The following is a 24,311-nucleotide window of genomic DNA, read 5'->3' as shown; positions in this document are numbered from 1 at the left end:
AAATTTTGGTGCCGAAGACCGGAATTGAACCGGTACGGTATTTAACTACCGCAGGATTTTAAGTCCTGTGCGTCTGCCAGTTCCGCCACTTCGGCACTTATTGGTAGCGGAAATAGGACTTGAACCTACGACCCTTCGGGTATGAACCGAATGCTCTAGCCAGCTGAGCTATTCCGCCATCTTTTGGTTGCGGGGGCAGGACTTGAACCTACGACCTTCGGGTTATGAGCCCGACGAGCTACCAACTGCTCCACCCCGCGTTATTATTGTTTCAATTAAAATTTTGGTGCCGAAGACCGGAATTGAACCGGTACGGTATTTAACTACCGCAGGATTTTAAGTCCTGTGCGTCTGCCAGTTCCGCCACTTCGGCACTTATTGGTAGCGGAAATAGGACTTGAACCTACGACCCTTCGGGTATGAACCGAATGCTCTAGCCAGCTGAGCTATTCCGCCATCTTTTGGTTGCGGGGGCAGGACTTGAACCTACGACCTTCGGGTTATGAGCCCGACGAGCTACCAACTGCTCCACCCCGCGTTATTATTATTTCAATTGAGAATTTGGTGCCGAAGACCGGAATTGAACCGGTACGGTATTTAACTACCGCAGGATTTTAAGTCCTGTGCGTCTGCCAGTTCCGCCACTTCGGCAAGCCTATCTTTTCTCTCGTTCTTAGCGACAAGTTTTATTATATAGTATGGTTCCTATACTGTCAACACTTTTATATTATTTCTTATTTAAAATATAAGAGCTTAGCTATAAGCTAAGCTCTTTATCCATAAATTTATATAAATTTTATGATTTGCTCTTACTACTCTTACCTTTAAATTCTTGATGTTTTTTTGCATCTTGCATTTTTTCTTCACTATCTTTTAAGAATTTAGACATTTTATCCTCGAAGTTAGCTGATGGTATTTTAGTAGCTCCCTTTGATGGAGTTCCCCAATCAAATTCAGCTGGCTTAACAGATTTTTTTTGAATATTTGCTTGCTTAATAGATAAGCTAATTTTACCATTATCATCTATAGAGATAACTTTAACCTTAACCTTATCCTGCTCATTTAAATGTTGTCTTATGTCCTTTACAAATGAATCTGCTACCTCTGAAATATGAACTAAACCAGTTTTGCCATCCACCTCTATAAAAGCTCCAAAGTTTGTAATGTTTACAACGATTCCTTCTAATATGTTTCCTGCCTCTAAGGTCATGTTTATAAGATTCCTCCTTAAAATTAAATATATATATGTTATTTAAAATAATAACCATTTTTATGATTTTGGGTCAGCCTTTTTAATCTCTAAAGAAGTTTCACCCGGCTTTATCATATTGAGTCTTTCTCTAGCCAGTTGCTCAAGATATTCATCAGATTGAGCTTTGTCATTCTCCTCATGCAATCTTTCGTTAGTTTCTTTAAGTTCTTGAAGTTGAACCTGATTAGTTTGTTTATCTTTTTCAATTCTCTTTGAAGTTTCTTGCTGTCTAATTAAGGCTATGACAAATACAATTGATATTACTAAGAATATTAAATTTTTAAAAGTTAACTTTTTCTTCATAAGTATCCCCTCGTATTAAAATCTATAAGTATATTGTAATCACTATATCTATATTATTCAAGTTATTTTTAAGCAGTTATCTATTTTTATTTCCCATTTTTTTTAATATGACCCTAAATGGGTATAAAAAAGTTTTTATTGCCACTCTAAATACTTTAAAAATAATTTTTCCAATACGATTTTCTATCATAACAACAAATCTACTAAAAATCTTGAAATACAAGGCTAAGGCAATAAAAATGAATATATATACGTAGACACCTAAAAAAGCATAGTTTGTATATAGCAAGAATGTAAATATTATAAGCGTACATAAAGACCAAAATAGCAAATCTTCAATTACTATAATTACTTTAGGAATTTTAACTCCTCTTAGTATTCTGTATATATCAAATAAAATTCCTGTTAATACCCCTGCTAATACACTATACATTACTATATTAAATTGAACATTTAATTGTAGTGGCATATATGTTTATTGAAAAATCCTTTTTATTATATTTTCTTTATTCTTAACTATATTTTTGCCACTGTATATCATTGATAAAATGGTCCCCATTATAATTACATCCCCATTTTGCACATCAAGCTTATTCATTTTTAAACTTTCACCTTTAATACTTAAATTGCCCAATTTAGTATTCAAAGAAATTTTTTGATCATCAAAACTTATAACTTCTACTATTCCTGTTAATGTTAGCATTTTTCTATTCTCTAGAGATAAACTGCTTTTATTCTCGTCTTCCATAATCTTCTCCTTCATAAATTCTATAATAGAATATATGTGTGGATAGAAAATTTTATTCTAAAAAATGCTATTCTTGATCTTCTATACCCTCAAGAATAACATACATATCTTTTGCCTCTTCTTTTCTTACATGTTCTGCTATATTTATTATTTTTGCTTTTAACGATCTACTAGCAAATTGAATTTCAATAACATCTTCTGCTTTAATATCTGTAGAAGCTTTTGCCATTTTTCCATTTATAGTAACTCTCCCACTTTCACAAGCTTCCTTTGCTACTGTTCTTCTTTTTATAATTCTTGAAACCTTAAGATATTTATCAAGTCTCACTTCTATTTCTCCTTTATGTATCTTTTTAAAAGAACCCGAGGAAAACTCGGGTTCTTTCTAATTATTTATTTACTTTTTCTTTAAATTCTTTTCCTGCTTTAAATACTGGAACAGTTGAAGCCGCTATCTTTATAACTTCCTTAGTTCTTGGATTTCTTCCATCTCTTGCAGCTCTGTCTCTAGTTTCAAAAGTACCAAATCCAACTAATTGAACTTTTTCCCCTTTTTCTAAAGCTTCCTCAATACTGTCAACAAATGACTTTAAAGCAAGTTCTGCATCCTTCTTTGTTAATTGGCTTTTTTCCGCCATACTTGTAATTAATTCTGATTTATTCACTATTACATCCTCCTTAAAATTCAATTAAGTTTTTATAACTGTGTTATATGTACCACACTTACATTACCCCATTATATAGCCACTTTCCCATGTAGTCTATACATTTTTGGCTTTTTATGTTGTTAGCTATCTTTTTACATAGCTATTGGTACGAAATACAATATAATATTGTCTCTACCAAACTATAGTATTCTCTATAAAGAATAGAATTCCTTCTTTAAAAAATTTAATTTTCCACTTATTTTACTTGATTGTATAGTCCATCCATTTCTTCATAAAGAATTTTCTTTGAATCTAGGCCCTCTTCCCTAACTTTCTCCTCTATATAACTAAATTTTCTTATAAATTTATCTGTCGCCATATTTAAAGCTTCCTCTGGATCTACATTTAAAAATCTAGAAATATTAACACAAGCAAAGAGCAGGTCTCCCACTTCCTCTGTTATCATTGCCCTATTTTTGCTTCTGTATACATCTAAGACTTCTTCTAGCTCCTGTTTAACTTTTAATGCGACATCCTCCACCTTATCCAACTCATGCCCCACTGTTTTTGCCTTTGCCTTTCCCTGAACTTTTTCAGCTCTAATTAATGCCGGCAAAGCCCTAGCAACTGCCTTTAATTCATCTGTGGTAGTTTCTAGATTCTTCTCCTTTTTTTTAAGCTCATCCCAACTTACCATCACTTCCTCTGTATTTTCGACTTTATCATTTCCAAACACATGCGGATGCCTATATACCATCTTATTGCAGATACCATCTATGATATCTCCTAAGTCATATCGTCCTTCCTCTTTCCCTAATACAGAATGAAACACTACTTGAAGAAGTACATCCCCAAGTTCTTCTACAGTCCCTTCTTCATCTGCTTTATCAATTGCATCCATGACTTCATAACTTTCCTCTATTATGGCTTTTTTTATAGATTCATGAGTTTGCTCTCTATCCCATGGGCAGCCATTTTCTTTTCTTAGAGCCTCCACTATCTCAATTAGATCATAAATATTTCTTTTGTCCTTCTCCAGTTTACTTATCATTAAAGTTATCTCCTTTTAATCTATCTAATATTTGCTTCTTTTAATTCTATTTTTTACCTCATCTAACCTAAATACTTTAAGTACTACTATCCCTATAAAATATATTATAACACCTATAAAAATAGATATTAAGCACGCTACACCATTACTTCCTGTTCCTCTATATAAAATATTATATATTGTTAGTACTCCAATCATCATAAAAGAAGCTGCATATGCGGGCTTTATGAAATTTTCATAGAATTTTAATTTAGTTCCTAATTTTATTTTCATTGTTATTATGTTTAAAATAGCAACTATAGTATATGCACTTACACTTGCTATAACTGCTCCATAAATATTCACATTACTGACAGGAACTAGTATCAAAGTTATAAATATTTTTGCTATACATCCAACAAATAAATTTATAACAGGTAATATATAACATCCGACCCCCTGAAGAATTGAAGTCGTTGTCTGAGTTATTATAATAAAAGGTAATGATAGTGCTAAGTATTTCAGTATTTCCACTCCCTCAAATCGACCTGGAAAAATAAATTTCATTACAGGCTCTGCCATAAAATACAATCCAAAAAGGCATGGAATAGCTATTACCGTAGATAATTTCATTGATAAATTAATTTTATTTTCAACTTCTCGCTTCTTTTTCAGAACATAGCTTTCTGCAATAATAGGGATTAAAGATATACACATCGCCATTGATAAAGTTAATGGTATATTAACTATTACTGACGCTTTCCCAGTTAACTGAGCATACAATATAGTTGATTGTTGAGTAGAAAATCCGGCTTCTAATAATTTTTGAGGAACTAAAATCGAATCTATAAGGCTCATTATGCTTCCCACCGTTGTGCCTAAAGATATGGGTATAGCTATCTTTAATATATTACTTAAAACTTGTGGATTGCTCTTAATTTTCTTTATACCATAGCTTTTTTTTATTTTCAGATACCTGCTTAATAGATATCCGCCTCCAGCAATGCCCCCTGCGGCCGCTCCAAAAGTTGCCCCCCCAGCAGCGAACTCTATTCCTTTAGGTAGCAATAAAATTGCGAGGGCGACTCCAACAACAACTCTACCTATTTGTTCAAGTATTTGAGATATAGCTGAAGGCGTCATATTCTGAAAGCCTTGAAAGAAACCTCTATAAACAGTCATAATGGATATTATTATTGGGGCAAAGGATATTCCTACAAGAGAATAATATGCCTTTTGGTCCCACTGCAATAGTTCTACAATAGGTTGTGCAAACAGAAACAATATAAGAGATGTGCCTGTCCCAATAATAGCCATAAGAATAGTGGATTCCTTAACCACTTCGAAACTTCCTTTTATATCTCCCATAGCATTATTTTCAGATATTATTTTAGACATAGCAACAGGAATACCTGAAGCCATAGCAACAAAGAACATATATAATGGATATGACATTTGATAATATCCTACACCCTCGTCTCCCACGAGCATTATAAGTGGCCATCTAAAAAATAATCCAAGAAACCTTGCTATTATTCCTGAAATTCCCAATATCAAACTGCCTTTTATTAGAGACTGCTTCTTCATAAAATACCTCCAAACTTTACTATGTACTAATTATTGTTATTTTGAGTTTAGAGGTATTATTACTAATAATATAATATCTTAAATATTTTTATTGTTCCATTTGCTTTCCTAAAAATGCTGCTGCTGTTTCAGCAAGCTTTAATTCAAGCTCTCCAAGTTTAGCTCCTACTTCCTTTGAAGTTATTATTACAGCCCCTATAGAGTCACCCTCTGTTATTATAGGTGAAATTACTTGACATGTGTATTCGTCTGCATTGTCATCATCATTGCGTAGCGGTATTAACTTATCTTTTTCATTTAGAATAATAGTTTTCCTATCATCCATAGCTTTTTCTAACTCAGAGCTAGTTTTTCTTTCCACATACTCTTTTTTAGGTGCTCCACTCGCAGTAATAAAAGCATCCTTATCAGCTATTAATATAATGTGTCCTATTGCTTGCTGCAAACTGTCAGCATACTGCTTAGAAAAATCGGTGAGTTCTCCTATAGGTGAATACTTTTTTAAAATTACGCCCCCTTCTCTATCCGTAAAAATCTCTAAAGGATCTCCTTCTCTTATTCTTAAAGTCCTTCTAATCTCCTTTGGTATAACAACTCTGCCTAAATCATCAATACGTCTTACAATTCCTGTTGCTTTCATTATTAAATTACCCTCCTTCATTTACTAACTAATTTGTATCACTATTATTATTTAACTTAATAGAAATTTTATACACTTTTAGCTAATATTTTTATATCCATCAAAATATTATTTATAATTCATAAAATTTCTCATAAAAAATAGGCAAAAAAAGTATAAAACTTTTTATGCCTATTTTTGAATATATTATATTCTATCTTCATACAACTTAACTTTTATATTGGTTTTAAGCTCTTCTAGCTTAGTTGTATAAGCTTCTTCTTGCTTAGTTTGTAGCAGTTCTGCTTTAATAGTTTCTTTCAATGTATCATCAAGTGGTGTTACCGCACTGTCAGGATATATAGTTGAAACTAGAATTAAATGATATCCAAAACTTGTTTTTACTGGTTCGGATATCTGACCTGCTGGTAGACTCTTAAATCCATCAGTAAATTCTTGAACCATACTGCTTCCAGATTCACTAACTCCCTCAAACGATACACGGCCTAAGTCTTCATATTGAGAATGGTCTTTATATTCATCGCTAGTAGCTAAATCACTTATTGTTGCTCCTGCTAATACTTTTGTTCTAGCTTCTTGTGCCCTTGCTAGTGCCGCTTCATCAGCACCTTCTACTACAGTGCCTTCCGCATCTGTTTCTGGTGTAAATAGAAGATGTGTTACATCTGCCCCGGCTGCAGCAGTATAAGTAGTGTCTTTTTTAGAATCATAATCACTTTGTATATCTTCATCTGTAACTTCAACACCCTCAAGCATCTTATCAACAGTCATACTAATTACAACTTGTTTTTTCAAGAACTCTATGATGCTAGTCTCATCATATCCATTCCCTTCTAACCATGTTTTATAGGCTTCATCTGTCTCCAAAGCTTCTTTATAATAGGTAATTCTTTCATCTACTTGAGTTTGAATTTCTTCATCTGTTGGCGTTACTTCAAGTTCAGCCGCACTTTGATAAATAACTTCATTATCTACCAATCCATCTACTTGTTGCTGTCTTAATTCTTTTAACTGATCTGTTACCGCTGAATTGGTTTCGAAATCTTCTCCATACTGTGTTTCATATTGATCTAAGTACTGCTTCAAGGCCTTATCTACATCACCTTTTGTTATCTTAGTACTTCCCACTTTAGCGTATACAGTATTTTGTACTGATTCTTCAGTTCTTTCTATTAAATTACATCCAGCAAATGAAAGTATCATAAGCCCCGTAACTGCCATTGCTATATATGTTTTTATTCTCTTCAAATTTTTTCCCTCACTTTTCTTTTTTTTATTAATAGGTTATAACGACATTGTATTAGTATACCAATAATGCAATATCAATTCAAACTAATACATGCATAATTTAATTATTTTTTTATTAAATTATCCAACATTTCTTTAAAGAAAGCCAGTATTTGTTCCTTCTTATATTTTCCTTGCTTAAATGTAAACGATGGTTTATCACCAAACTTAAGTAAGACATTGTTTTTATATTTATCAATTAGCTTACTAAATATTTTTTTATAGGTATCATCACCACCTACAAAGGAAAATACTATATCTTTTGGTGTTTCTTTAATCTCTTCTATGCATAATATCTTTGCCCTGCTCTTTATATAAGCAATATCCATAAGATTATAAACAGCATCAGGAATATCAGAATATCTATCCTCAAGTTCTTCCTTGATATCCATATATTCTTCTAAATTTTCTAGAACAGCAATCTTCTTATAAATCTCAATTTTCTGCATTTCATCCTCGATATATGAAGAAGGTATATATGCATCAACTTTTAAATCAATAGTAGTTTCTATAGGTTCTTTATCTATTTCCCCCTTGACAATCTTGACAGTATCTTCTAGCATTCTACAATACAAATCATACCCAACAGTTGCCATGTGGCCATGTTGAGAAGAACCCATCATGTTTCCAGCTCCTCTTATTTCTAGATCTCTCATAGCAATTTTAAATCCTGATCCAAGTTCCGTAAAATCTTTTAATGCCTTTAGTCTTTTTTCAGCCACCTCAGTAAGCACTTTATCCTTAGTATATAGCAAGTATGCATAAGCTACCCTATTAGAACGTCCAACTCTACCTCTTAATTGATACAGCTGTGATAATCCCATTTTATCGGCATCATAAACAATAATAGTATTTACATTTGGTATATCTATACCAGTCTCAATTATCGTTGTACAAACAATAACATTATATTCATTTGACATAAACTCCATCATTTGTTTCTCTAACTGCCTCTCTGTCATTTGTCCATGAGCCACTGTAACCTTAGCTTCTGGAACTAATCCCTTCACATAATTAGCAATTCTCTCTATATCCTCAACTCTATTATAAACAAAATAAACTTGGCCACCTCTACTTATTTCCCTTATTATTGCATCTCTTATCAGCTGGTCATTTTGTTCAACTACATAGGTCTGGATAGGATATCTTTCTTCTGGAGGTGTCTCAATTAACGAAATATCTCGTACTCCAGTTAAAGACATATGGAGAGTTCTCGGAATTGGTGTTGCGCTTAAAGTTAGTACATCTACATTCTTTTTTATATTCTTTATCTTCTCCTTTTGAGCTACTCCAAACCTCTGCTCCTCATCTACAATAAGTAATCCTAAATCTTTAAATTGAATATCCTTGGATACCAGTCTATGAGTACCGATTAAAATATCAACATTACCTTCCTTAACTGCTTGTAATGTTATTTTCTGCTCTTTTGCAGTTCTAAATCGACTTACCATATCAATAGTAATCGGGAAATCTGAAAATCTCTTCTTCAAATTTTTGTAGTGTTGTTCTGCAAGTATTGTTGTGGGCACCAAAAATGCAACTTGCTTACTTTCCATAACAGCCTTAAACGCAGCTCTTATAGCAACCTCAGTTTTACCATAGCCTACATCTCCACATAAAAGCCTATCCATAGATTTATCTGATTCCATATCACCCTTAATTTCTTCTATAGAAGTCAATTGATCTGGTGTTTCTTGGAATGGAAATTCATCCTCAAATTGACTCTGCCACTGAGTATCCTTTGAAAATTTATGCCCCTTTAAGGTAGCTCTCATTGCATAAAGCTTAACTAAATCTTCAGCTATTTCATTTATAGAATTCTTAACCTTAGTTTTAGCTTTCTGCCACTCGGCTCCCCCTAATTTATTAACCTTAGGGGATTTGCCTTGACTACCTATATATTTTTGTACTAAATCAAGCTGGTCAACAGGTACATATAATTTATCGCCCTTATCATAAATGATATCTAAATAGTCTCTTTTATTACCTCCGACCTCGATTTGCCTTATACCCTTATAAACACCTATACCATGATTTACATGCACAACATAGTCTCCTGGCTTTAATTCTGCAAAACTCTTAATTTTAGAAACACCTTTATTTCTCTTCTTTGCTTTTTTAAGTTTTCTTTTTGCCTCACCAAAAACTTCTTTATCAGATATGACGCAAACCTTATATTCAGCACATTCAAACCCTTTCAAAAGATTTCCAAAAGTTATTACCACTTGCCCTAAGGCCATCTCCTCAACTACATCCTTGTAACTACTTTCTATACCTCTTTCTCTTAATGTATCAACTAATCTTTCTCCTCGAGCTCTAGTCCCTGACAATATAATAGTTCTGTATCCATCACTTTTTTTCCTTATAATATCCTCTATTAGCAAGTCAAGTTGCCCTTGATAATGATGAAGTATCGCTCCATTAATTTCTACATGATGAAGAGATCTTAAAAAATCACTATTTTTTCTAATACCCTCTAAATTCACCATTACCTTTTCTTCTAATAATTCTAATACCCTCTCGTGGTCAATAAGCAATTTTCCTTGGGATGGTAATACGTCCCCCCTTTGAAGGAATACGGAATAATTTTCGTTAAACTCTAAGTAAGTACTTTCAAGTTTACCTTTCACCCTTAGCTTATCGTCTATAATAACTATATAATCCTCTAAATAATCAAATAAACTTTCACTATTTTTATACAAAAAAGGCAAATAACTATCTATAGTTTCAAAAAAATGAGTCTCCTCTAATTTTTCTAAATTATTATTAATAGTTTTTACAAGCTTATTTGCTCTGTCTTTATCCGAATTATTCTTTAAAGTTTCTGCAAGTTCATTCTTTATTAAATCTATAGATCTCTTTACTATTTCATCATCTACTACCATCTCTTTTGCAGGAAATATGTCTATATTTTCTACTTTTTCTATGCTTCTTTGAGATTCTGTATTAAAAGTTCTTATAGAATCTATTTCATCTCCAAAAAGTTCTATCCTATATGGATAAATAGAATCCGGAGGGAACACATCTAAGAGCCCTCCACGCAGTGAGAACTCTCCTTTACCTTCAACCATATCTACCCTATCATATCCACCTTCAACTAATAGCTTTGAAATTTTTTTGAAATCTACTTCAGCTTCTACCTTTAATACAATCCTATGAGTTAAAAACAATTCTCTTGGAGTATACTCAGGTACAAATGCATCTATTGATGTAACAATAATATTTTTTTTCTTATCTATTATATCCTTAATAACCTTTAATCTAGCCCATCTTAAATCTCCAGATATAGCATCAATGTTATAAAAAACTACTTCCTTAGCAGGAAAATAGGAAACATTGCTTACATATAAATTTAAATCTTCATATATATTCTTTGCCTCCATATCACTATGTGTAACTATCACAACAGGTTTCTCTAAAGTTTCATATATACCACTAATCAAATAAGCCTTAGCTGATTCCGACAAGCCTTCTATATCAATGGGAAGTTCTCCCTTTTGTATATATGATCTAACACTGGAAAATTCCTTACTATTAATTAAAGGTTCCATTAATCCCTTTAATCTCATTTTAAGCACCATCCTTAAACTATTTTATTTAAATTTAGACTATTATATTTATTCATAGCTTCTTTAACATCTTCCTTTATAATAGCTTCAGTTGCTGATACTACTACTTCTAAAACTTCATCAAGAATCTTTCTTTCTTTTTTTGCAACAGTCCCTAAAACATAATTAACTAAGTCTCCTTTGGGTTGTCCTACGCCAATTTTAATTCTTGCAAATTCTTCTGTACCCATATTACTTATTATATTTTTTATGCCATTGTGCCCACCAGCGCTACCTTTATCTCTTATTCTAAGTCTTCCAACTTCTAAACTTATATCATCATATATTACTAAAATATTTTCATGCTTAACCTTATAGAAATCCATTACAGCACGTATACTTTCTCCGCTTAGATTCATGTATGTTGATGGTTTAAGAATAATTACCTTTTCTCCCTCTATAAATGTTTCACCATACACACCTTTAAATTTTATCCTATTTACTTCTATTTTATACTTCTTAGCTATAGCATCTATAGCATCAAAGCCTATGTTATGTCTTGTATTTTTATATTCTTTTCCTGGATTACCCAGACCAACTATAAGAAACATCTTATTTCTCCTTCATAAGTATCTAATATTTATATATTATACTCAATTATTCAAAGATAACAAAGAAGTTTAAATTCAAAACCTCTTTGTTATTAATTATAATTAATTTTCAATTTAAGAATTTATAGTCTAGTTTTTCTCATTTATAATATTTTATTCTTTATTCAAAAAAGAGTGCTACTCTAAAAATAGCACCCCTAATTTATTATGTATTATTAAACTTCAAATAACTTACTAATTGGTTCATCATCATATATTCTTTGTATTGCTTCTGCAAATAATGGAGCAACCGAAAGGCCCGTAATCTTATCTACGTCCGCTTCCTTTGGTAACTTAATTGTATTTAACATTACTAATTCTTCTATTGCACTATCATTTAGTCTATCAAAAGCAGGTCCTGATAAAACTCCGTGGGTACAACAAGCATATACTGCTGTAGCACCTAACTTTCTTAATGCATTTGCAGCATTAGTTATTGTTCCTGCTGTATCAATCATATCATCAACTAAAATACATCGTTTGCCTTCAACATCTCCTATAATATTCATAATCTCAGATACATTAGCCTTAGGTCTTCTTTTATCTATTATTGCTATTGGTGCATGTAATCTATCTGCAAAATTTCTAGCTCTTGTAACACTCCCTAAATCTGGTGAAACAACAACTACATCATCTTGATCTGCTAATCCCATTTCAACAAAATGTCTTGCAAGTATCGGTGCTCCTACTAAATGGTCAACAGGTATATTGAAATATCCTTGGATTTGAGCAGCATGTAAATCCATAGTTAGTACTCTATGAGCTCCTGCAGCAGTTAGAATATCTGCTACTAGTTTTGCTGTAATTGGATCTCTTGACTTAGCTTTTCTATCTTGTCTTGCATAGCCATAATAAGGAATAACTGCTGTTATTCTTCCTGCTGAAGCTCTCTTAAAAGCATCTATCATTATTAGTAATTCCATTAAGTTATTATTAACGGGTGAAGAAGTAGATTGTATTATAAATACATCCGCCCCTCTGACGGTTTCAGCTATATCAACTGATATTTCTCCATCACTAAAGGTTGATACCTTTGATTTTCCTACCTCAACACCAAGTATTTCAGCAATTTCTTGAGCAAGTTCAGGATGTGCATTTCCAGTAAAGATCTTAATATTCTTCCCACAGTTTATCATATTTGTAAGGTCCTCCTTAAATTTTAAGCTTTAGCATTTGGCATAATTTATATAAACTTATTTCATTAAACCCTTTTTATTAACCCAGCCCTTTATATTCCTTTGCTTAGCTCTAGCTATTGCAAGATCTCCTTCTTCTATTTTAGAAGTAATTGTTGATCCAGCTGCTATATAACTATTATTTCCGACCTCTACAGGCGATATTAAATTAGTATTGCAACCTATAAAGCTATTATCACCAATTATTGTTTTATGTTTCGCTTTACCATCATAGTTTACCACAACAGTTCCACATCCAAAATTACATCCACTACCAACTTGTGCGTCTCCAATATATGTTAAATGAGATACTTTTGTATTATCTCCTACTATTGACTTTTTAATTTCAACAAAATCACCAATTCTAGCAGATTTTCCTATTACAGAATCTGGTCTAATATAAGCGAATGGTCCAACAGTGGTTTTTTCTCCAATTTTACTATCTAATATAATAGAAGCTTGAATCTCTACTCCTTGTTCTATTATACTGTCCTTTATTCTAGAATTTTGTAGTATAGTACATCCTTCTCCTATAATTGTTTTTCCTTCAATTATATTGTTAGGATATATTATTGTATCTTTACCAATTTGAACATCCGTTCCAATATAAGTTGTTTTAGGATCAATTAATGTAACTCCATTATCTAAATGTATGTTATTAATTCTATTTCTTAAAATTTCTTCTGCCTCTGCAAGCTGAGCTCTTGAATTTACTCCAATAGTATCTTCATAATCAGTAACTACTGCACCAACTCTTTTTCCCTTGCTTTTTAGGATCCCAATAACATCTGTTAAATAATATTCCCCTTGTGTATTATCATTTGACAATTCTTCTAAAGAAACTAATAACTCTTTTATATCAAAGCAATACATTGCAGCATTCATTTCCTTTACTTTAAGCTCTTCTTCAGTACAATCCTTATGCTCAACTATTTTTAAAACTTCATCACCATCTCTTATAATCCTACCATAGCCTGTAGGATCTTTTACATATGCTGACAATAATGTAACTGAATTATTTTTTGAGATATGCTCTTCCATTAAATTGTTTATAGTCTCTATTTTAGTTAATGGTGCATCTCCTGCAAATACTGCAACTATTCCATCCTTACCTTGTAAAAAATCTTTTCCACATTTTACAGCATGGCCAGTACCTAACTGATCTTCCTGCATTGAATAGAATACTTTTCTATCTTTTGTGTAATCTTTAACAAGTTCTGCCCCTTTACCAATAATTACATTTACATCTTCAATCCCTGCATTTCTCATATTATCTATAACATGATTAACCATTTCCTTACCACATACTTTATGTAAAACCTTTGGAATATTAGATTTAATTCTTTTTCCTTGCCCTGCTGCTAAAATCAGCGCGCATTTATACACAATATCACCTCATTATGTCAAATATTAATTCGTATATCAATTTTGATACTTAATTAAATTGTTATACCTCTTCTATTATATTGTAATGGAATTGGTATTTCAACCTTTCTAGTATTTTATGTGCAAAAAAATAAAAGGAAGTTCTCCTCCTTTTATTTTTCTATTACTTGATAGCTTCCCCAGCAAATTCTTCAATTTTAGACTCTTCACTGTTAGGTACTTCAATTTTAGATTCTTCAATTCTAACTTTTTCAAAAGCCTCTAAAATTGCCGATTGAATTTTTTCTCTAGTATCTGTATTTATAGGATGAGCTATGTCCCTAAAATCTCCAGCTGGTGTTTTTCTGCTAGGCATTGCAATAAATAATCCGCCTTGACCTTGAATGATTTTAATGTCATGTACAACGAATTCATTATCAAATGTAATGGATACTATAGCCTTCATCTTTCCATCGGCTTCTATCTTTCTAATTCTAACGTCTGTGATTTGCAATTCACTACACCTCCAGTTGTTCTTTATATGGTATATTATTCTCCAAATATGTCCAAATCCCTCTTTGTTTTGAGAACTTTTTGGAAATTTGTTCTTTTATATTAATTCACCATAAATATTACCTTCAGTTAAGTAAACATATTGGATGGTTTTATATCTGTTATTGCTAACTTTTCTACTGACTTAAATTCCACAATAGATACATATTCATCTATGAATGTTTTTTCAGCTTCTTTGTTATCTACTAACACTCCTATTCCAACTAGCTCACTATCAAATTCCTTAAGGAGATCCTTTATTCCCTGAGCAGTTCCTCCGCCTTTCATAAAATCATCTATAAAAACACATCTACTAGATGATTTCATAGATTTTTTTGATAATGACATCTGTTGAAGTCTCCCACTTGTGCCTGACACATAATTTATAGTCATTGTTGGACCTTCAGTAACTTGAGTATTCCTTCTTGCTATAACAAGCTGTACTCCAAGATTTCTTGCAACTTCATATGCTAAAGGGATACCCTTAGTTTCTACCGTTATTACATAATCTGCTTTCTTATCTTTAAAGCAAGAAGATAATATTACTCCTGCTTCACCTATTATTTCTGGATTGTACATAACATCTGTCATATAAATGAAGTTACCTGCAATTACTCTTCCATCATCCTTTAGTAAATCACATAGTTTTAATGCAAATTCCTTACCTTTATCATCACCTATTCCTGGAATAAACTTTATTCCTCCAGCCGCACCTGAAATAGTTTCTACTTTGCCCATCTCTAATTTTTGCAAAACTTCTCTTATAATTACTATATCTTCACTTATAGTAGATTTAGCTGCATTTAATAAATCCGAAAATTTATTCAATCTTATTATTTTATTAGGACTTCCCATTAATATCTTTGTAATTGCTACAACTCTGCTATTTCTGCTTAATTTCTCCATATACTCACCTATATTTCTCCCCTACTACACGAACTTTCCATAGCTTTTTTCTTTGTAATATTCATATTTTATTCCTTATTAATAGCCTTGGCAATAGATTTTCATACTATTTCTATAAAATAGCATTATTTTACTCTAAAATGTGTTTATTTTAACGTTTTTGTATATAATTATACTTATACTAACTAAAAGGAGTTGATATTTTGTCATTCGATTTTATTAATGATAAACATATGAAAATACATTTCATCGGTATAGGTGGAATAAGCATGAGCGGACTAGCTGCCGTTTTATTAAACAAAGGTTATAGAGTTTCAGGATCTGACTTTAAAAATTCTGAAATATTAAATAAGCTACAACATAAAGGAGTAGAAGTATATATAGGTCACTCTAAAGAAAACTTAGTAGATGTAGATCTTGTAGTTTATACTGCTGCAATACCAGCTTCAAATCCTGAATTATTAGAAGCTAAAAAGCAAAATATTCACTTAATGGACAGAGCAGAATTTTTGGGACTAATAATGAAGGGTCACAAATATAATGTAGCCATCGCTGGGACTCATGGGAAAACAACTTGTACATCCATGGTTTCTTACCTTACCTTAGAAGCTAATTTAGACCCAACCATTCTAGTCGGTGGAGAACTTGACATTTTAAACGGCAACTATAGGATTGGTGAGAGCGAATATTTCATTACTGAAGCCTGTGAATATAAGGAGTCTTTCTTAAGATTTTTCCCTTATGTAGGAATAATTTTAAATATTGATGCTGACCATCTAGATTATTATAGAGATATCGACCACATAAATGAAGCGTTTGAAAAATTCTCTCATCTAATTCCCAAAGAAGGTTACCTAATTGGTTATGGAGGAGATACTAGAGTTAAAAGTATCCTAGAAAAAGTTGATTGTAATACTATTTCCTATGGCTTTGATAAAGAAAATTTAGTTGCTAAAAATATTTCCTTCAATAATAAGGGATGTGCAACTTTCACAGTATTCGAAAACGGAAGTAATTTATTCGAAGTAACACTAAGCAATCCAGGAAATCATAACATTTTAAATGCTCTTTCTACTATTGCTGTGGGTCTTATATTCAATATCTCCCACGAAATAATTGTAAGCAGTCTTATTCAATGCACCGGCGCCCATAAGAGATTTGAATACAAGGGTGAAAAAGATGGTGTTACTGTAATAGATGATTATGCACATCATCCAACGGAAATTAAAGCTACTTTGGACACAGTAAAAAAAATACCTCATAATAAAACATATTGTGTCTTTCAACCACATACTTATACAAGAACTAAAAGCCTATTTAATGAATTCGCTGAAGCTTTTAATGATGCAGATGAATTAATATTAATGGATATTTATGCCGCAAGAGAAACAGACACCGGATTAGTTTCTTCTAACGAGCTTGGCGATGCTATTAGAAAAACAGGTTTAAACTGTATAAATATCCATTCTCATGATGAAGCTACTAATTATTTAAAAAATAAAGTGCTCTCCGGAGATTTAATATTAACAGTAGGTGCTGGTGATGTAGTTATAGTAGGTGAAAATTATCTTGCTGGCCTATAGATTGGAGTGATTTTTATGGACTTACTAAAAAAAATCCAAGTTTCATCAGATTATATACTAAAAAATAGCAACTATAGTCCACAAATTGGATTAATTTTAGGATCAGGTTTAGGCTCTTTAGTAGACTTAATTGAAAATGCTGAGTTTTTTCCTTATGATGAATTACCAAATTTCCCAGTGTCTACTGTTGAAGGTCATGCTGGCAGATTGGTAATAGGTACTTTAAAAGGTAAAACGGTTGTAGCAATGGAGGGAAGATTCCATTACTATGAAGGCTATAACATGGAGGAGGTAACCTTCCCCATTAGAGTAATGAAGCTTTTAGGTATTAAGACTATTATTGTTACCAATGCCGCCGGTGCAGTTAATACAGGCTTTAAATCAGGCGATTTAATGGTCATAAAGGATCATATTAATGTATCAGGAATTAATCCTCTTATTGGTAAAAATCTAGATAACTTTGGTACAAGGTTTCCTGATATGTCTAATGCCTATGATAAAGACCTAAGGAAGATAGTACAAAATATAGCTATTTCTCTTAAGTTAAATATTAAACAAGGTATATATGCAATGATGACTGGTCCTACCTATGAAACGCCTGCCGAAGTAAGGATGGTTCGTGCTATAGGAGCAGATGCTGTTGGAATGTCCACGGTCCCAGAGGTAATTGTGGCAAATCATTGCGGCTTAAAGGTTATAGGAATCTCTTGCTTAACAAATATGGCAGCAGGAATACTAGATAAGCCCCTAAATCATAATGAGGTTATAGAAACTTCAAATAGGGTTAAAAATGATTTTATGAGTCTTATGAGCTCTCTAATAGAGGCATTATAAGTCATATATATTGGAGGAATAAGAAATGAAATTAGCAATCATATCAGATATACATGGAAATTTATATGCACTAATGAAGGTCCTTGAAGATATAGAGGATCAAAGAGTAGATTCTATAATTTGCTTAGGAGATCTAATTGGTTACGGTCCCCACCCAAATGAGGTTGTATCAATGATACAAAGAAGAAATATACTATGCTTAAAGGGAAATTACGATGTTTCTGTAGTTTCTGACAGTTATGCTTATATAAGAGAAACTCCCACTAATTTATTTGCCCTTCCCTGGGTTGTAAATGAACTGCGGGCTGCCAATAAATTCTATTTAGATAGCCTTCCATTATCAATAAATCTAGAGTTCAATGGAAAAACAATTAAGTTTGTCCACGGTAGTCCTAAGGCTATAAATGAATACCTACTAGAAGATGATGATAACACGACTTCTGCTATGGCAGAATTAAAGGAGGATATTTTAGTATGTGCTCATACTCATATTCCTTGTATTAAAGAATTTGGATCTAAGCTATTCATAAATTCTGGAAGCGTAGGCAAACCTAAGATTAGAACTCCTGATGCCACTTACTGCATTTTAGATATTGATAGGGATGGTAATTCAAAGGCAATAATAAGATATGTTCCCTATGAGTATAAAAAAATAGTTAAAGATATGACAATGTTAAAATTCCCTTCTTCTTTAATTAGAAGTATCGAAAACGGAATAGAATAATATAAGCTGCCTTAAAATAAATTTTATTTTAAGGCAGCTTAATTTTTTAATAAATGCATCTACTCCTTAGAAATGTACTGAAAATCTTCAAGTATAAGTTCTAAATCCTCTAAAGTTTCTTTTATATCTTCTACTATTACCTCCTTACTCTCTTCACTTCTCTCAACTAAAGCTCCCTTTAATAAATTAAGTTGTTGAAATTTTTTACTTAATATCCTTTCGTTAAACATAAGTTCCTCCAAATTTCATAATCTATATTAATGTATGTTAGTTAAGTTGCATTTGCTCTTAAAGTATTGTAAAATCAAAATGTCATTATCCTTAAATTGATATTTTGATTGAAACTACTCTCCTAAGTTTATTGATATGGATAGTAGTTTTTATTTATTTATATATAATTAATTTATAACCATAAGGAGGAAAAAAATGAATAAATCATTTTTAATTAGATCAATTTATAGAAACACTAATGAATATTTATCAAAGGAAGTTAAGATTACTGGCTGGATTAGAACCTTAAGATCTTCAAAAGTTTTTGGTTTTATTGAAGTAAATGACGGCTCTTTCTTTAAAAATATTCAGGTTGTTTTCGGAGATAACTTAGAAAATTTTAAAGAAATTTCTAAACTTTCAATAAGTTCATCAATTACTATAATCGGCCTCTTGGTTGAAACTCCTGAAGCTAAACAACCTTTTGAAATTCAAGCTAAAGAAATCATTATAGAAGGATTGTCTGACCAAGACTACCCTCTACAAAAGAAAAGACATACTTTTGAATACCTAAGGACAATTGCGCATCTACGGCCAAGGAGCAATGCTTTTTCAGCAGTATTTAGAGTTCGTTCAGTAGCTTCATATGCAATCCATAAGTTCTTCCAAGAACAAAGTTTTGTATATACTCACACTCCGATTTTAACTGGCAGTGATTGTGAAGGTGCGGGAGAAATGTTTAAAGTAACTACCCTTGATCTTCATAATATCCCTAAAACTGAAGAGGATTCTATAGATTATAAAAAAGATTTTTTTGGAAAAGAAACTAACCTTACCGTATCAGGACAATTAAATGCAGAAACATTTGCACTAGCCTTTAGAAATGTTTATACATTCGGGCCAACCTTTAGAGCTGAAAACTCAAATACCACACGGCATGCTGCTGAATTCTGGATGATTGAGCCTGAAATAGCTTTTGCTGACTTATCTGATGATATGGAACTTGCTGAGGATATGCTTAAGTATGTTATAAAATATGTTATAGATGAATGTCCTGAAGAAATGGATTTCTTTAATCAATTTATTGATAAGGGATTGTTAGATAGATTAAATCATGTCATAAATTCTGATTTTGGCAAAATCACCTATACAGAGGCTGTTGAAATTTTACAAAACTGTGGACAAATGTTCGAATATCCTGTTCAGTGGGGTATAGATCTTCAAACAGAACATGAAAGATATCTAACTGAAGAGCATTTTAAAAAGCCAGTTTTTGTTACTGACTATCCAAAAGAAATTAAAGCCTTCTACATGAGAATGAACGAAGACAATAAAACAGTTGCAGCTATGGACTGCTTGGTCCCTGGCATAGGAGAAATTATCGGTGGAAGCCAACGAGAAGAAAGACTTGATGTTTTGAAATCTAGGATGGCAGAATTAAACCTTAAGGAAGAAGACTACTGGTGGTACCTAGAGCTTAGAAAATACGGAGCGACTAAACATGCGGGATTTGGTTTAGGCTTTGAGAGACTGATTATGTATATTACTGGTATGGGTAATATTAGAGATGTTATACCCTTCCCTAGAACTACTGGACAATCTGAATTCTAAATTTTCTAACCTTAAAATAAATCCTTGGACTTTTGTACAGCTGATATTTTTTCATTAACCATTAGGTAAGTGTATATATCAGCTGTTTTTTTATTTAATAATCCTCAATATAGTTAAGTTCCTTCTTATCTTAGCTATTTAAAGCTACAATAGATTGCTCAACTAATTTAGTTAATGCTTCTATTGTTAGGTTCTGTGGGTGTATAGGTTCCCCATAAATTACATCCACATTAAATTTCCTCATATGTTTCCAATCAAATAACTTCGGAAGCTTTTTGCCTTTTGGATATATGTTATAGGATCCTCTAACATATGCAGGAATTATAGGAACATTAGCTTCTATTGCAAGAGAGGCTGCACCTTTTTTTAATAAGCCTATCTTTCCATTATTACTGCGTGTTCCTTCCGGATAAATTAGAAGCCCCCACTTTTCTTTCAACTGTCTCACACAACATTTCATTGCTTCTGAATTTAACCGTCCTCTATCGACAGGTATCATCCCACAAACCTGAGCCAATAACTGACTTGATAAAGATTTATTAAACAACTCTGTTTTTGCCATGCAACAAAAGTTTAGAAATTGTTCTTTTCTAAATTGCATAGTTAACCATAAATAATCAAAATTTGAAACATGATTCGCACAAATTATATAACCACTGTCAATAGGTATGTTATTATGATTCTTTATATTAACTTTATATAAAAGATGAGCTAATATGCAATGAAATCTAAATAATATGTAATTAGCAGTTGTTTTGTTTTTAGGATAAATATCATAGGCCATCGATTTTCTTCTTTGAGGGCATTTAACTATTTCAACTATTTCAGAAATTGTTATATCTTGATAGAAAGCATCATCAATCCGTACACCCCATTTTTCTTCAATCTGTAGTGAAATCTCAATAGCACCTAAAGAATCAATTCCTAACTCACAAAAAAGCTTCGAATCATTATTTACCAATATATGATTTAACCCTCCTATCTTTATAATAATATCAATAACTTCTTGTCCAATAGTCAGCATATTTGTTTTACTTTGGCTATCTTTTTCATCTAATTTACTCTTTCCCTCATTTTCTAAAGCATATTTTTTAAGTAAATACCTTTTTGGTTTTTGAAGTGAGGTCATTGGGATTTCATCTATAAAATGCACTTTTAAGATTTTCATATACAGTGACAGTTGAGCACCTTTGTTTTGTATTTCTCTTAGAATATCCTCAGAATTAATAAGAGAACTATCTTTAACTATAAAAGCATGAACTTCATCATAATCAGCCCCTGAAGAGGGTACACCACAGGCAATGAATTCTTTTACTCCACTAATATTAATATATTTACTTTCAATATCATCTGGTGCAACTTTTTTTCCTGTAGCAAGCACAATGTTATCCTTACACCTTCCGATAATATTAATATTACCTTTATAATCTATTCTAGCAACATCACCTGTTTTAAACCATCCTTCTTCGAAAGCCGCTTTGTCAGCCAAGGGCTCTCTAAAATATCCTTTCATCATGTAAGGGGATTTAATATATATTTCACCGGCCCCTTTATCATCCTTATTTGCTATCCTTACCTCAATATTTGGATAAGCCTTTCCACATGAATTTGTTACTATATTTCTAAATCTATTCCCAATAGTAGGAATATTTGTTTCAGTTAATCCATAAGTTACTAGAACATTAAAGCCTGTCCCATAATAGAACTCTACTATAGATTCATCTAACGGTGCACCTGCTGAGGTTATGACTCTTAAATCGCCTCCAAATCCTTTATGTATACTTTTAAAAATTACCTTACCTAAATTAATTTTTGTTTTTTTTCGAATTATTTTGCATATAGGGAAAAAAACTTTAAATATATACTTTGTCCCTTTCTTACTTTCAATTTTCTTTATAATTTGCTTTTGAAATAGCTCAAGTATCTTTGGGACACAAGGAAATACAGTTGGCTTATATTGTTTAAAAGTTGCTATCAAGATTTCATTACTAATTGATTCTAGATAATGAATACTTGCTCCTAACATCATTGCTCCAAGTAAACCACATACAACCCCATAAATATGACTACTTGGCAAGATTGAAAGTATTCTTTCTTCACACGAAAGTTCATTCTCATCAGCAGTCATTTTTATAGTTTCATTCATCGCGTAATGTGTATGCATTATTCCTGATGCAGATTTTGTTGTGCCTGAAGAATATATAATAAATGCGATATTTTCATCTCCATCAAATATTTCAGGTGTGTTTTTTGTTATGTAGCTTGTACGATTTTTAAATGGATTCCCCCTATTCATTATGTCTAAAACAGGAATTTCTTCGCATGTAACACACTCTAACTTTTCCATTATTTTAGGTGTAGTATAAATACACTTCGCATCTGATTTATGTATAAGACGTAATATTTCTTCCGTTGTTAGTGAAGCATCAATTAAAACAGCAGTACAGCCTAATTTCATTATAGATAAGCAGGCTATATTCCATTCTGGTGAATTATCAGCAACAATAATAATTCTGTCACCGTTTACAATTCCTACATTTTTAAGTCTTTCGGCATATAATTTTGCTTTCTCAAACAACATTGAATAACTATATGATCTTTGCTCTCCATTGTCCATAGTTATAGATGCCGCAATTTTATCCGTATTTTCTGTATTTTTTCCTATAATAACATTATATAGATTCATATTTTCTCCTTCGCTCATACTATATTGGGTTTAATAAACTAGCTTCCAACATATATTGTATGAAATTTTTAATCTTATGTTATTATAGCAAAGATTCCCTTATTTTTTAAATTAAATTACACGTATAATATAAAATTTTTTTATTATTACTTATAGGAGCAAGTGGGAAAAAAAACTGCATATAAATTTGTCTTCAAACAAATCTATACACAGTGCCCATTAAATTTAATCCAGATTTTAATTCACCTACAAGCATGCTCTCAAAAAATGTCAACTCTCCACTCTAAATTTCAAACTTTCAACTATAATCTCCTAGTCATGTAGAACTATAACCACTCCAGTATTCCTGCTCTCCTGAACATCAATAATTCTCTGATTACTTGAACCTCTAAACCTAATAGTATCATCCATTTTATCCTGGTCGAATCTTCCGTCAACTAATATATCTATATATTTCAGAAATTCTTTCCAATCTGGTCTACTATCTAAACTATTCATTATAAATTCATAGGTATATCCAGTATAGCTCCATATATTTAATCCCTGATCCTTAAAGTTTTTTGCCATATAGGCAAATTCTTCTGCCCTTTCAAAGGGATCTCCCCCACTAAAAGTTATGCCTTTTAACATAGGATTATCTTTCACTTCTTTGATAAGTTCGTCCATATCTCGGTCTTCTCCCCCATTAAAATCATGCGTCTCTGGATTAAAACATCCCTCACAATCATGTCTACACCCTTGAGAGAAAAACACTCTCCTTATTCCCGGGCCATTTACTAAACTCTCATAAGCTATTCCTGACAATCTAACTTTCTTACTCATATATTTCACTTCCTTTTCTCACTCATAATTATATTATATCATCTTTTTACTTTATATATTGTAATAACATTCATACATTTAGCTACATAATATTCTATTATTTTACATAATAAAGAAAATTGAAATACAAAATTGCCCTAATAGAATCTTA

23 protein-coding genes and 7 tRNA genes are annotated in these 24,311 nt (G+C 31.9%); 4 read left to right on the top strand and 26 right to left on the bottom strand.

The features are described 5' to 3' along the window. Positions 1 to 6: 6 nt before the first annotated feature. The 23 genes from CLVI_RS05655 to purR all read right to left on the bottom strand — a co-directional run bounded on the left by CLVI_RS05655 (position 7) and on the right by purR (position 15,690). A tRNA-Leu gene (locus CLVI_RS05655) sits at positions 7 to 95 on the bottom strand. Positions 96 to 101: 6 nt separating this feature from the next. Continuing rightward, positions 102 to 178, bottom strand: a tRNA-Met gene (locus CLVI_RS05650). Between the two features lie 6 nt (positions 179 to 184). Then, positions 185 to 260 (bottom strand) — tRNA-Met (locus CLVI_RS05645). A 24-nt stretch (positions 261 to 284) separates the two neighbouring features. Further along, positions 285 to 373 (bottom strand) — tRNA-Leu (locus CLVI_RS05640). A gap of 6 nt (positions 374 to 379) precedes the next feature. After that, positions 380 to 456 (bottom strand) — tRNA-Met (locus tag CLVI_RS05635). Positions 457 to 462: 6 nt separating this feature from the next. After that, positions 463 to 538, bottom strand: a tRNA-Met gene (locus tag CLVI_RS05630). A gap of 24 nt (positions 539 to 562) precedes the next feature. Then, positions 563 to 651: transfer RNA gene (locus tag CLVI_RS05625), tRNA-Leu, on the bottom strand. 145 nt (positions 652 to 796) lie between these two features. Next, complete coding sequence (locus tag CLVI_RS05620) at positions 797 to 1,210, bottom strand: S1 domain-containing RNA-binding protein (protein ID WP_106059144.1); 414 nt, start codon at positions 1,208 to 1,210, stop codon at positions 797 to 799. A gap of 60 nt (positions 1,211 to 1,270) precedes the next feature. After that, on the bottom strand, positions 1,271 to 1,555 hold the full coding sequence (locus tag CLVI_RS05615; RefSeq protein WP_106059143.1) for an FtsB family cell division protein: 285 nt from the start codon (positions 1,553 to 1,555) through the stop codon (positions 1,271 to 1,273). Between the two features lie 76 nt (positions 1,556 to 1,631). Beyond that, a complete protein-coding gene (gene yabQ / locus CLVI_RS05610; RefSeq protein WP_106059142.1) occupies positions 1,632 to 2,024 on the bottom strand; it encodes a spore cortex biosynthesis protein YabQ in 393 nt (130 codons plus the stop codon). A 6-nt stretch (positions 2,025 to 2,030) separates the two neighbouring features. Beyond that, positions 2,031 to 2,303, bottom strand: coding sequence for a sporulation protein YabP (yabP, locus tag CLVI_RS05605; RefSeq protein ID WP_242980576.1), 273 nt, complete (start codon positions 2,301 to 2,303; stop codon positions 2,031 to 2,033). 67 nt (positions 2,304 to 2,370) lie between these two features. Continuing rightward, complete coding sequence (locus CLVI_RS05600) at positions 2,371 to 2,631, bottom strand: RNA-binding S4 domain-containing protein (RefSeq protein ID WP_106059140.1); 261 nt, start codon at positions 2,629 to 2,631, stop codon at positions 2,371 to 2,373. Positions 2,632 to 2,692: 61 nt separating this feature from the next. Beyond that, on the bottom strand, positions 2,693 to 2,968 hold the full coding sequence (locus CLVI_RS05595; protein WP_106059139.1) for an HU family DNA-binding protein: 276 nt from the start codon (positions 2,966 to 2,968) through the stop codon (positions 2,693 to 2,695). A gap of 238 nt (positions 2,969 to 3,206) precedes the next feature. Then, on the bottom strand, positions 3,207 to 4,001 hold the full coding sequence (mazG, locus tag CLVI_RS05590; protein WP_106059138.1) for a nucleoside triphosphate pyrophosphohydrolase: 795 nt from the start codon (positions 3,999 to 4,001) through the stop codon (positions 3,207 to 3,209). Positions 4,002 to 4,025: 24 nt separating this feature from the next. Continuing rightward, positions 4,026 to 5,567: a putative polysaccharide biosynthesis protein gene (locus CLVI_RS05585; RefSeq protein ID WP_106059137.1), complete on the bottom strand. Its 1,542-nt coding sequence runs from the start codon at positions 5,565 to 5,567 to the stop codon at positions 4,026 to 4,028. Positions 5,568 to 5,655: 88 nt separating this feature from the next. Further along, positions 5,656 to 6,207, bottom strand: coding sequence for a stage V sporulation protein T (spoVT, locus tag CLVI_RS05580; protein WP_106059136.1), 552 nt, complete (start codon positions 6,205 to 6,207; stop codon positions 5,656 to 5,658). Between the two features lie 186 nt (positions 6,208 to 6,393). Further along, positions 6,394 to 7,455: a SurA N-terminal domain-containing protein gene (locus tag CLVI_RS05575; RefSeq protein WP_106059135.1), complete on the bottom strand. Its 1,062-nt coding sequence runs from the start codon at positions 7,453 to 7,455 to the stop codon at positions 6,394 to 6,396. A 104-nt stretch (positions 7,456 to 7,559) separates the two neighbouring features. Next, complete coding sequence (mfd, locus tag CLVI_RS05570) at positions 7,560 to 11,063, bottom strand: transcription-repair coupling factor (protein WP_106059134.1); 3,504 nt, start codon at positions 11,061 to 11,063, stop codon at positions 7,560 to 7,562. Between the two features lie 14 nt (positions 11,064 to 11,077). Further along, positions 11,078 to 11,653: an aminoacyl-tRNA hydrolase gene (pth, locus tag CLVI_RS05565; RefSeq protein WP_106059133.1), complete on the bottom strand. Its 576-nt coding sequence runs from the start codon at positions 11,651 to 11,653 to the stop codon at positions 11,078 to 11,080. A gap of 215 nt (positions 11,654 to 11,868) precedes the next feature. Beyond that, the gene (locus CLVI_RS05560) at positions 11,869 to 12,828 is read right to left on the bottom strand and encodes a ribose-phosphate diphosphokinase (protein WP_106059132.1); all 960 of its coding nucleotides are present in this window, start codon (positions 12,826 to 12,828) and stop codon (positions 11,869 to 11,871) included. Positions 12,829 to 12,885: 57 nt separating this feature from the next. Then, on the bottom strand, positions 12,886 to 14,253 hold the full coding sequence (gene glmU / locus CLVI_RS05555) for a bifunctional UDP-N-acetylglucosamine diphosphorylase/glucosamine-1-phosphate N-acetyltransferase GlmU (protein WP_106059131.1): 1,368 nt from the start codon (positions 14,251 to 14,253) through the stop codon (positions 12,886 to 12,888). A gap of 163 nt (positions 14,254 to 14,416) precedes the next feature. Continuing rightward, positions 14,417 to 14,746 carry a septation regulator SpoVG gene (spoVG, locus tag CLVI_RS05550; RefSeq protein WP_106059130.1) on the bottom strand — a complete coding sequence of 110 codons (330 nt, stop codon included), beginning with the start codon at positions 14,744 to 14,746 and terminating at the stop codon, positions 14,417 to 14,419. 128 nt (positions 14,747 to 14,874) lie between these two features. Next, complete coding sequence (gene purR, locus CLVI_RS05545) at positions 14,875 to 15,690, bottom strand: pur operon repressor (RefSeq protein ID WP_106059129.1); 816 nt, start codon at positions 15,688 to 15,690, stop codon at positions 14,875 to 14,877. A 203-nt stretch (positions 15,691 to 15,893) separates the two neighbouring features. Between purR and murC the strand changes: the two genes are divergently transcribed. The 3 genes from murC to CLVI_RS05530 are packed head-to-tail and all read left to right on the top strand — an operon-like array spanning position 15,894 to position 18,831. After that, positions 15,894 to 17,273 (top strand): UDP-N-acetylmuramate--L-alanine ligase, encoded by a 1,380-nt coding sequence (murC, locus tag CLVI_RS05540; RefSeq protein WP_106059128.1) that lies wholly within the window; start codon positions 15,894 to 15,896, stop codon positions 17,271 to 17,273. 15 nt (positions 17,274 to 17,288) lie between these two features. Further along, a complete protein-coding gene (locus CLVI_RS05535) occupies positions 17,289 to 18,107 on the top strand; it encodes a purine-nucleoside phosphorylase (RefSeq protein WP_106059127.1) in 819 nt (272 codons plus the stop codon). 25 nt (positions 18,108 to 18,132) lie between these two features. Next, complete coding sequence (locus CLVI_RS05530; RefSeq protein ID WP_106059126.1) at positions 18,133 to 18,831, top strand: metallophosphoesterase family protein; 699 nt, start codon at positions 18,133 to 18,135, stop codon at positions 18,829 to 18,831. A 59-nt stretch (positions 18,832 to 18,890) separates the two neighbouring features. On the opposite strand, the gene CLVI_RS17390 is transcribed toward CLVI_RS05530, so the two are convergent. After that, positions 18,891 to 19,061, bottom strand: coding sequence for a hypothetical protein (locus CLVI_RS17390; RefSeq protein WP_170065601.1), 171 nt, complete (start codon positions 19,059 to 19,061; stop codon positions 18,891 to 18,893). Between the two features lie 196 nt (positions 19,062 to 19,257). Here CLVI_RS17390 and asnS point away from each other — a divergent pair, with 196 nt between their 5' ends. After that, positions 19,258 to 20,652, top strand: a complete 1,395-nt coding sequence (gene asnS / locus CLVI_RS05525; protein ID WP_106059125.1) for an asparagine--tRNA ligase — start codon at positions 19,258 to 19,260, stop codon at positions 20,650 to 20,652. Positions 20,653 to 20,782: 130 nt separating this feature from the next. Here the strand turns inward: asnS and CLVI_RS05520 are convergent, their stop codons facing one another. Continuing rightward, positions 20,783 to 23,338 carry an AMP-binding protein gene (locus tag CLVI_RS05520; RefSeq protein WP_170065600.1) on the bottom strand — a complete coding sequence of 852 codons (2,556 nt, stop codon included), beginning with the start codon at positions 23,336 to 23,338 and terminating at the stop codon, positions 20,783 to 20,785. Between the two features lie 312 nt (positions 23,339 to 23,650). Then, the gene (nrdG, locus tag CLVI_RS05515; protein WP_106059123.1) at positions 23,651 to 24,160 is read right to left on the bottom strand and encodes an anaerobic ribonucleoside-triphosphate reductase activating protein; all 510 of its coding nucleotides are present in this window, start codon (positions 24,158 to 24,160) and stop codon (positions 23,651 to 23,653) included. Positions 24,161 to 24,311: the final 151 nt, after the last annotated feature.

The organism is Clostridium vincentii, from assembly GCF_002995745.1.
Lineage (GTDB): Bacteria > Bacillota > Clostridia > Clostridiales > Clostridiaceae > Clostridium > Clostridium vincentii.
This window is presented reverse-complemented; position numbering and strand designations above follow the sequence as displayed.

Excerpts from the sequence above, each read along its gene's own strand:
- CLVI_RS05620 (WP_106059144.1), bottom strand. The coding sequence starts at position 1,210 with ATGACCTTAGAGGCAGGAAACATATTAGAAGGAATCGTTGTAAACATT.
- CLVI_RS05615 (WP_106059143.1), bottom strand. The coding sequence starts at position 1,555 with ATGAAGAAAAAGTTAACTTTTAAAAATTTAATATTCTTAGTAATATCA.
- yabQ (WP_106059142.1), bottom strand. The coding sequence starts at position 2,024 with ATGCCACTACAATTAAATGTTCAATTTAATATAGTAATGTATAGTGTA.
- yabP (WP_242980576.1), bottom strand. The coding sequence starts at position 2,303 with ATGGAAGACGAGAATAAAAGCAGTTTATCTCTAGAGAATAGAAAAATG.
- mazG (WP_106059138.1), bottom strand. The coding sequence starts at position 4,001 with ATGATAAGTAAACTGGAGAAGGACAAAAGAAATATTTATGATCTAATT.
- CLVI_RS05585 (WP_106059137.1), bottom strand. The coding sequence starts at position 5,567 with ATGAAGAAGCAGTCTCTAATAAAAGGCAGTTTGATATTGGGAATTTCA.
- spoVT (WP_106059136.1), bottom strand. The coding sequence starts at position 6,207 with ATGAAAGCAACAGGAATTGTAAGACGTATTGATGATTTAGGCAGAGTT.
- mfd (WP_106059134.1), bottom strand. The coding sequence starts at position 11,063 with ATGAGATTAAAGGGATTAATGGAACCTTTAATTAATAGTAAGGAATTT.
- pth (WP_106059133.1), bottom strand. The coding sequence starts at position 11,653 with ATGTTTCTTATAGTTGGTCTGGGTAATCCAGGAAAAGAATATAAAAAT.
- CLVI_RS05560 (WP_106059132.1), bottom strand. The coding sequence starts at position 12,828 with ATGATAAACTGTGGGAAGAATATTAAGATCTTTACTGGAAATGCACAT.
- purR (WP_106059129.1), bottom strand. The coding sequence starts at position 15,690 with ATGGAGAAATTAAGCAGAAATAGCAGAGTTGTAGCAATTACAAAGATA.
- CLVI_RS05535 (WP_106059127.1), top strand. The coding sequence starts at position 17,289 with ATGGACTTACTAAAAAAAATCCAAGTTTCATCAGATTATATACTAAAA.
- CLVI_RS05530 (WP_106059126.1), top strand. The coding sequence starts at position 18,133 with ATGAAATTAGCAATCATATCAGATATACATGGAAATTTATATGCACTA.
- CLVI_RS17390 (WP_170065601.1), bottom strand. The coding sequence starts at position 19,061 with ATGTTTAACGAAAGGATATTAAGTAAAAAATTTCAACAACTTAATTTA.
- asnS (WP_106059125.1), top strand. The coding sequence starts at position 19,258 with ATGAATAAATCATTTTTAATTAGATCAATTTATAGAAACACTAATGAA.
- CLVI_RS05520 (WP_170065600.1), bottom strand. The coding sequence starts at position 23,338 with ATGAATCTATATAATGTTATTATAGGAAAAAATACAGAAAATACGGAT.
- nrdG (WP_106059123.1), bottom strand. The coding sequence starts at position 24,160 with ATGAGTAAGAAAGTTAGATTGTCAGGAATAGCTTATGAGAGTTTAGTA.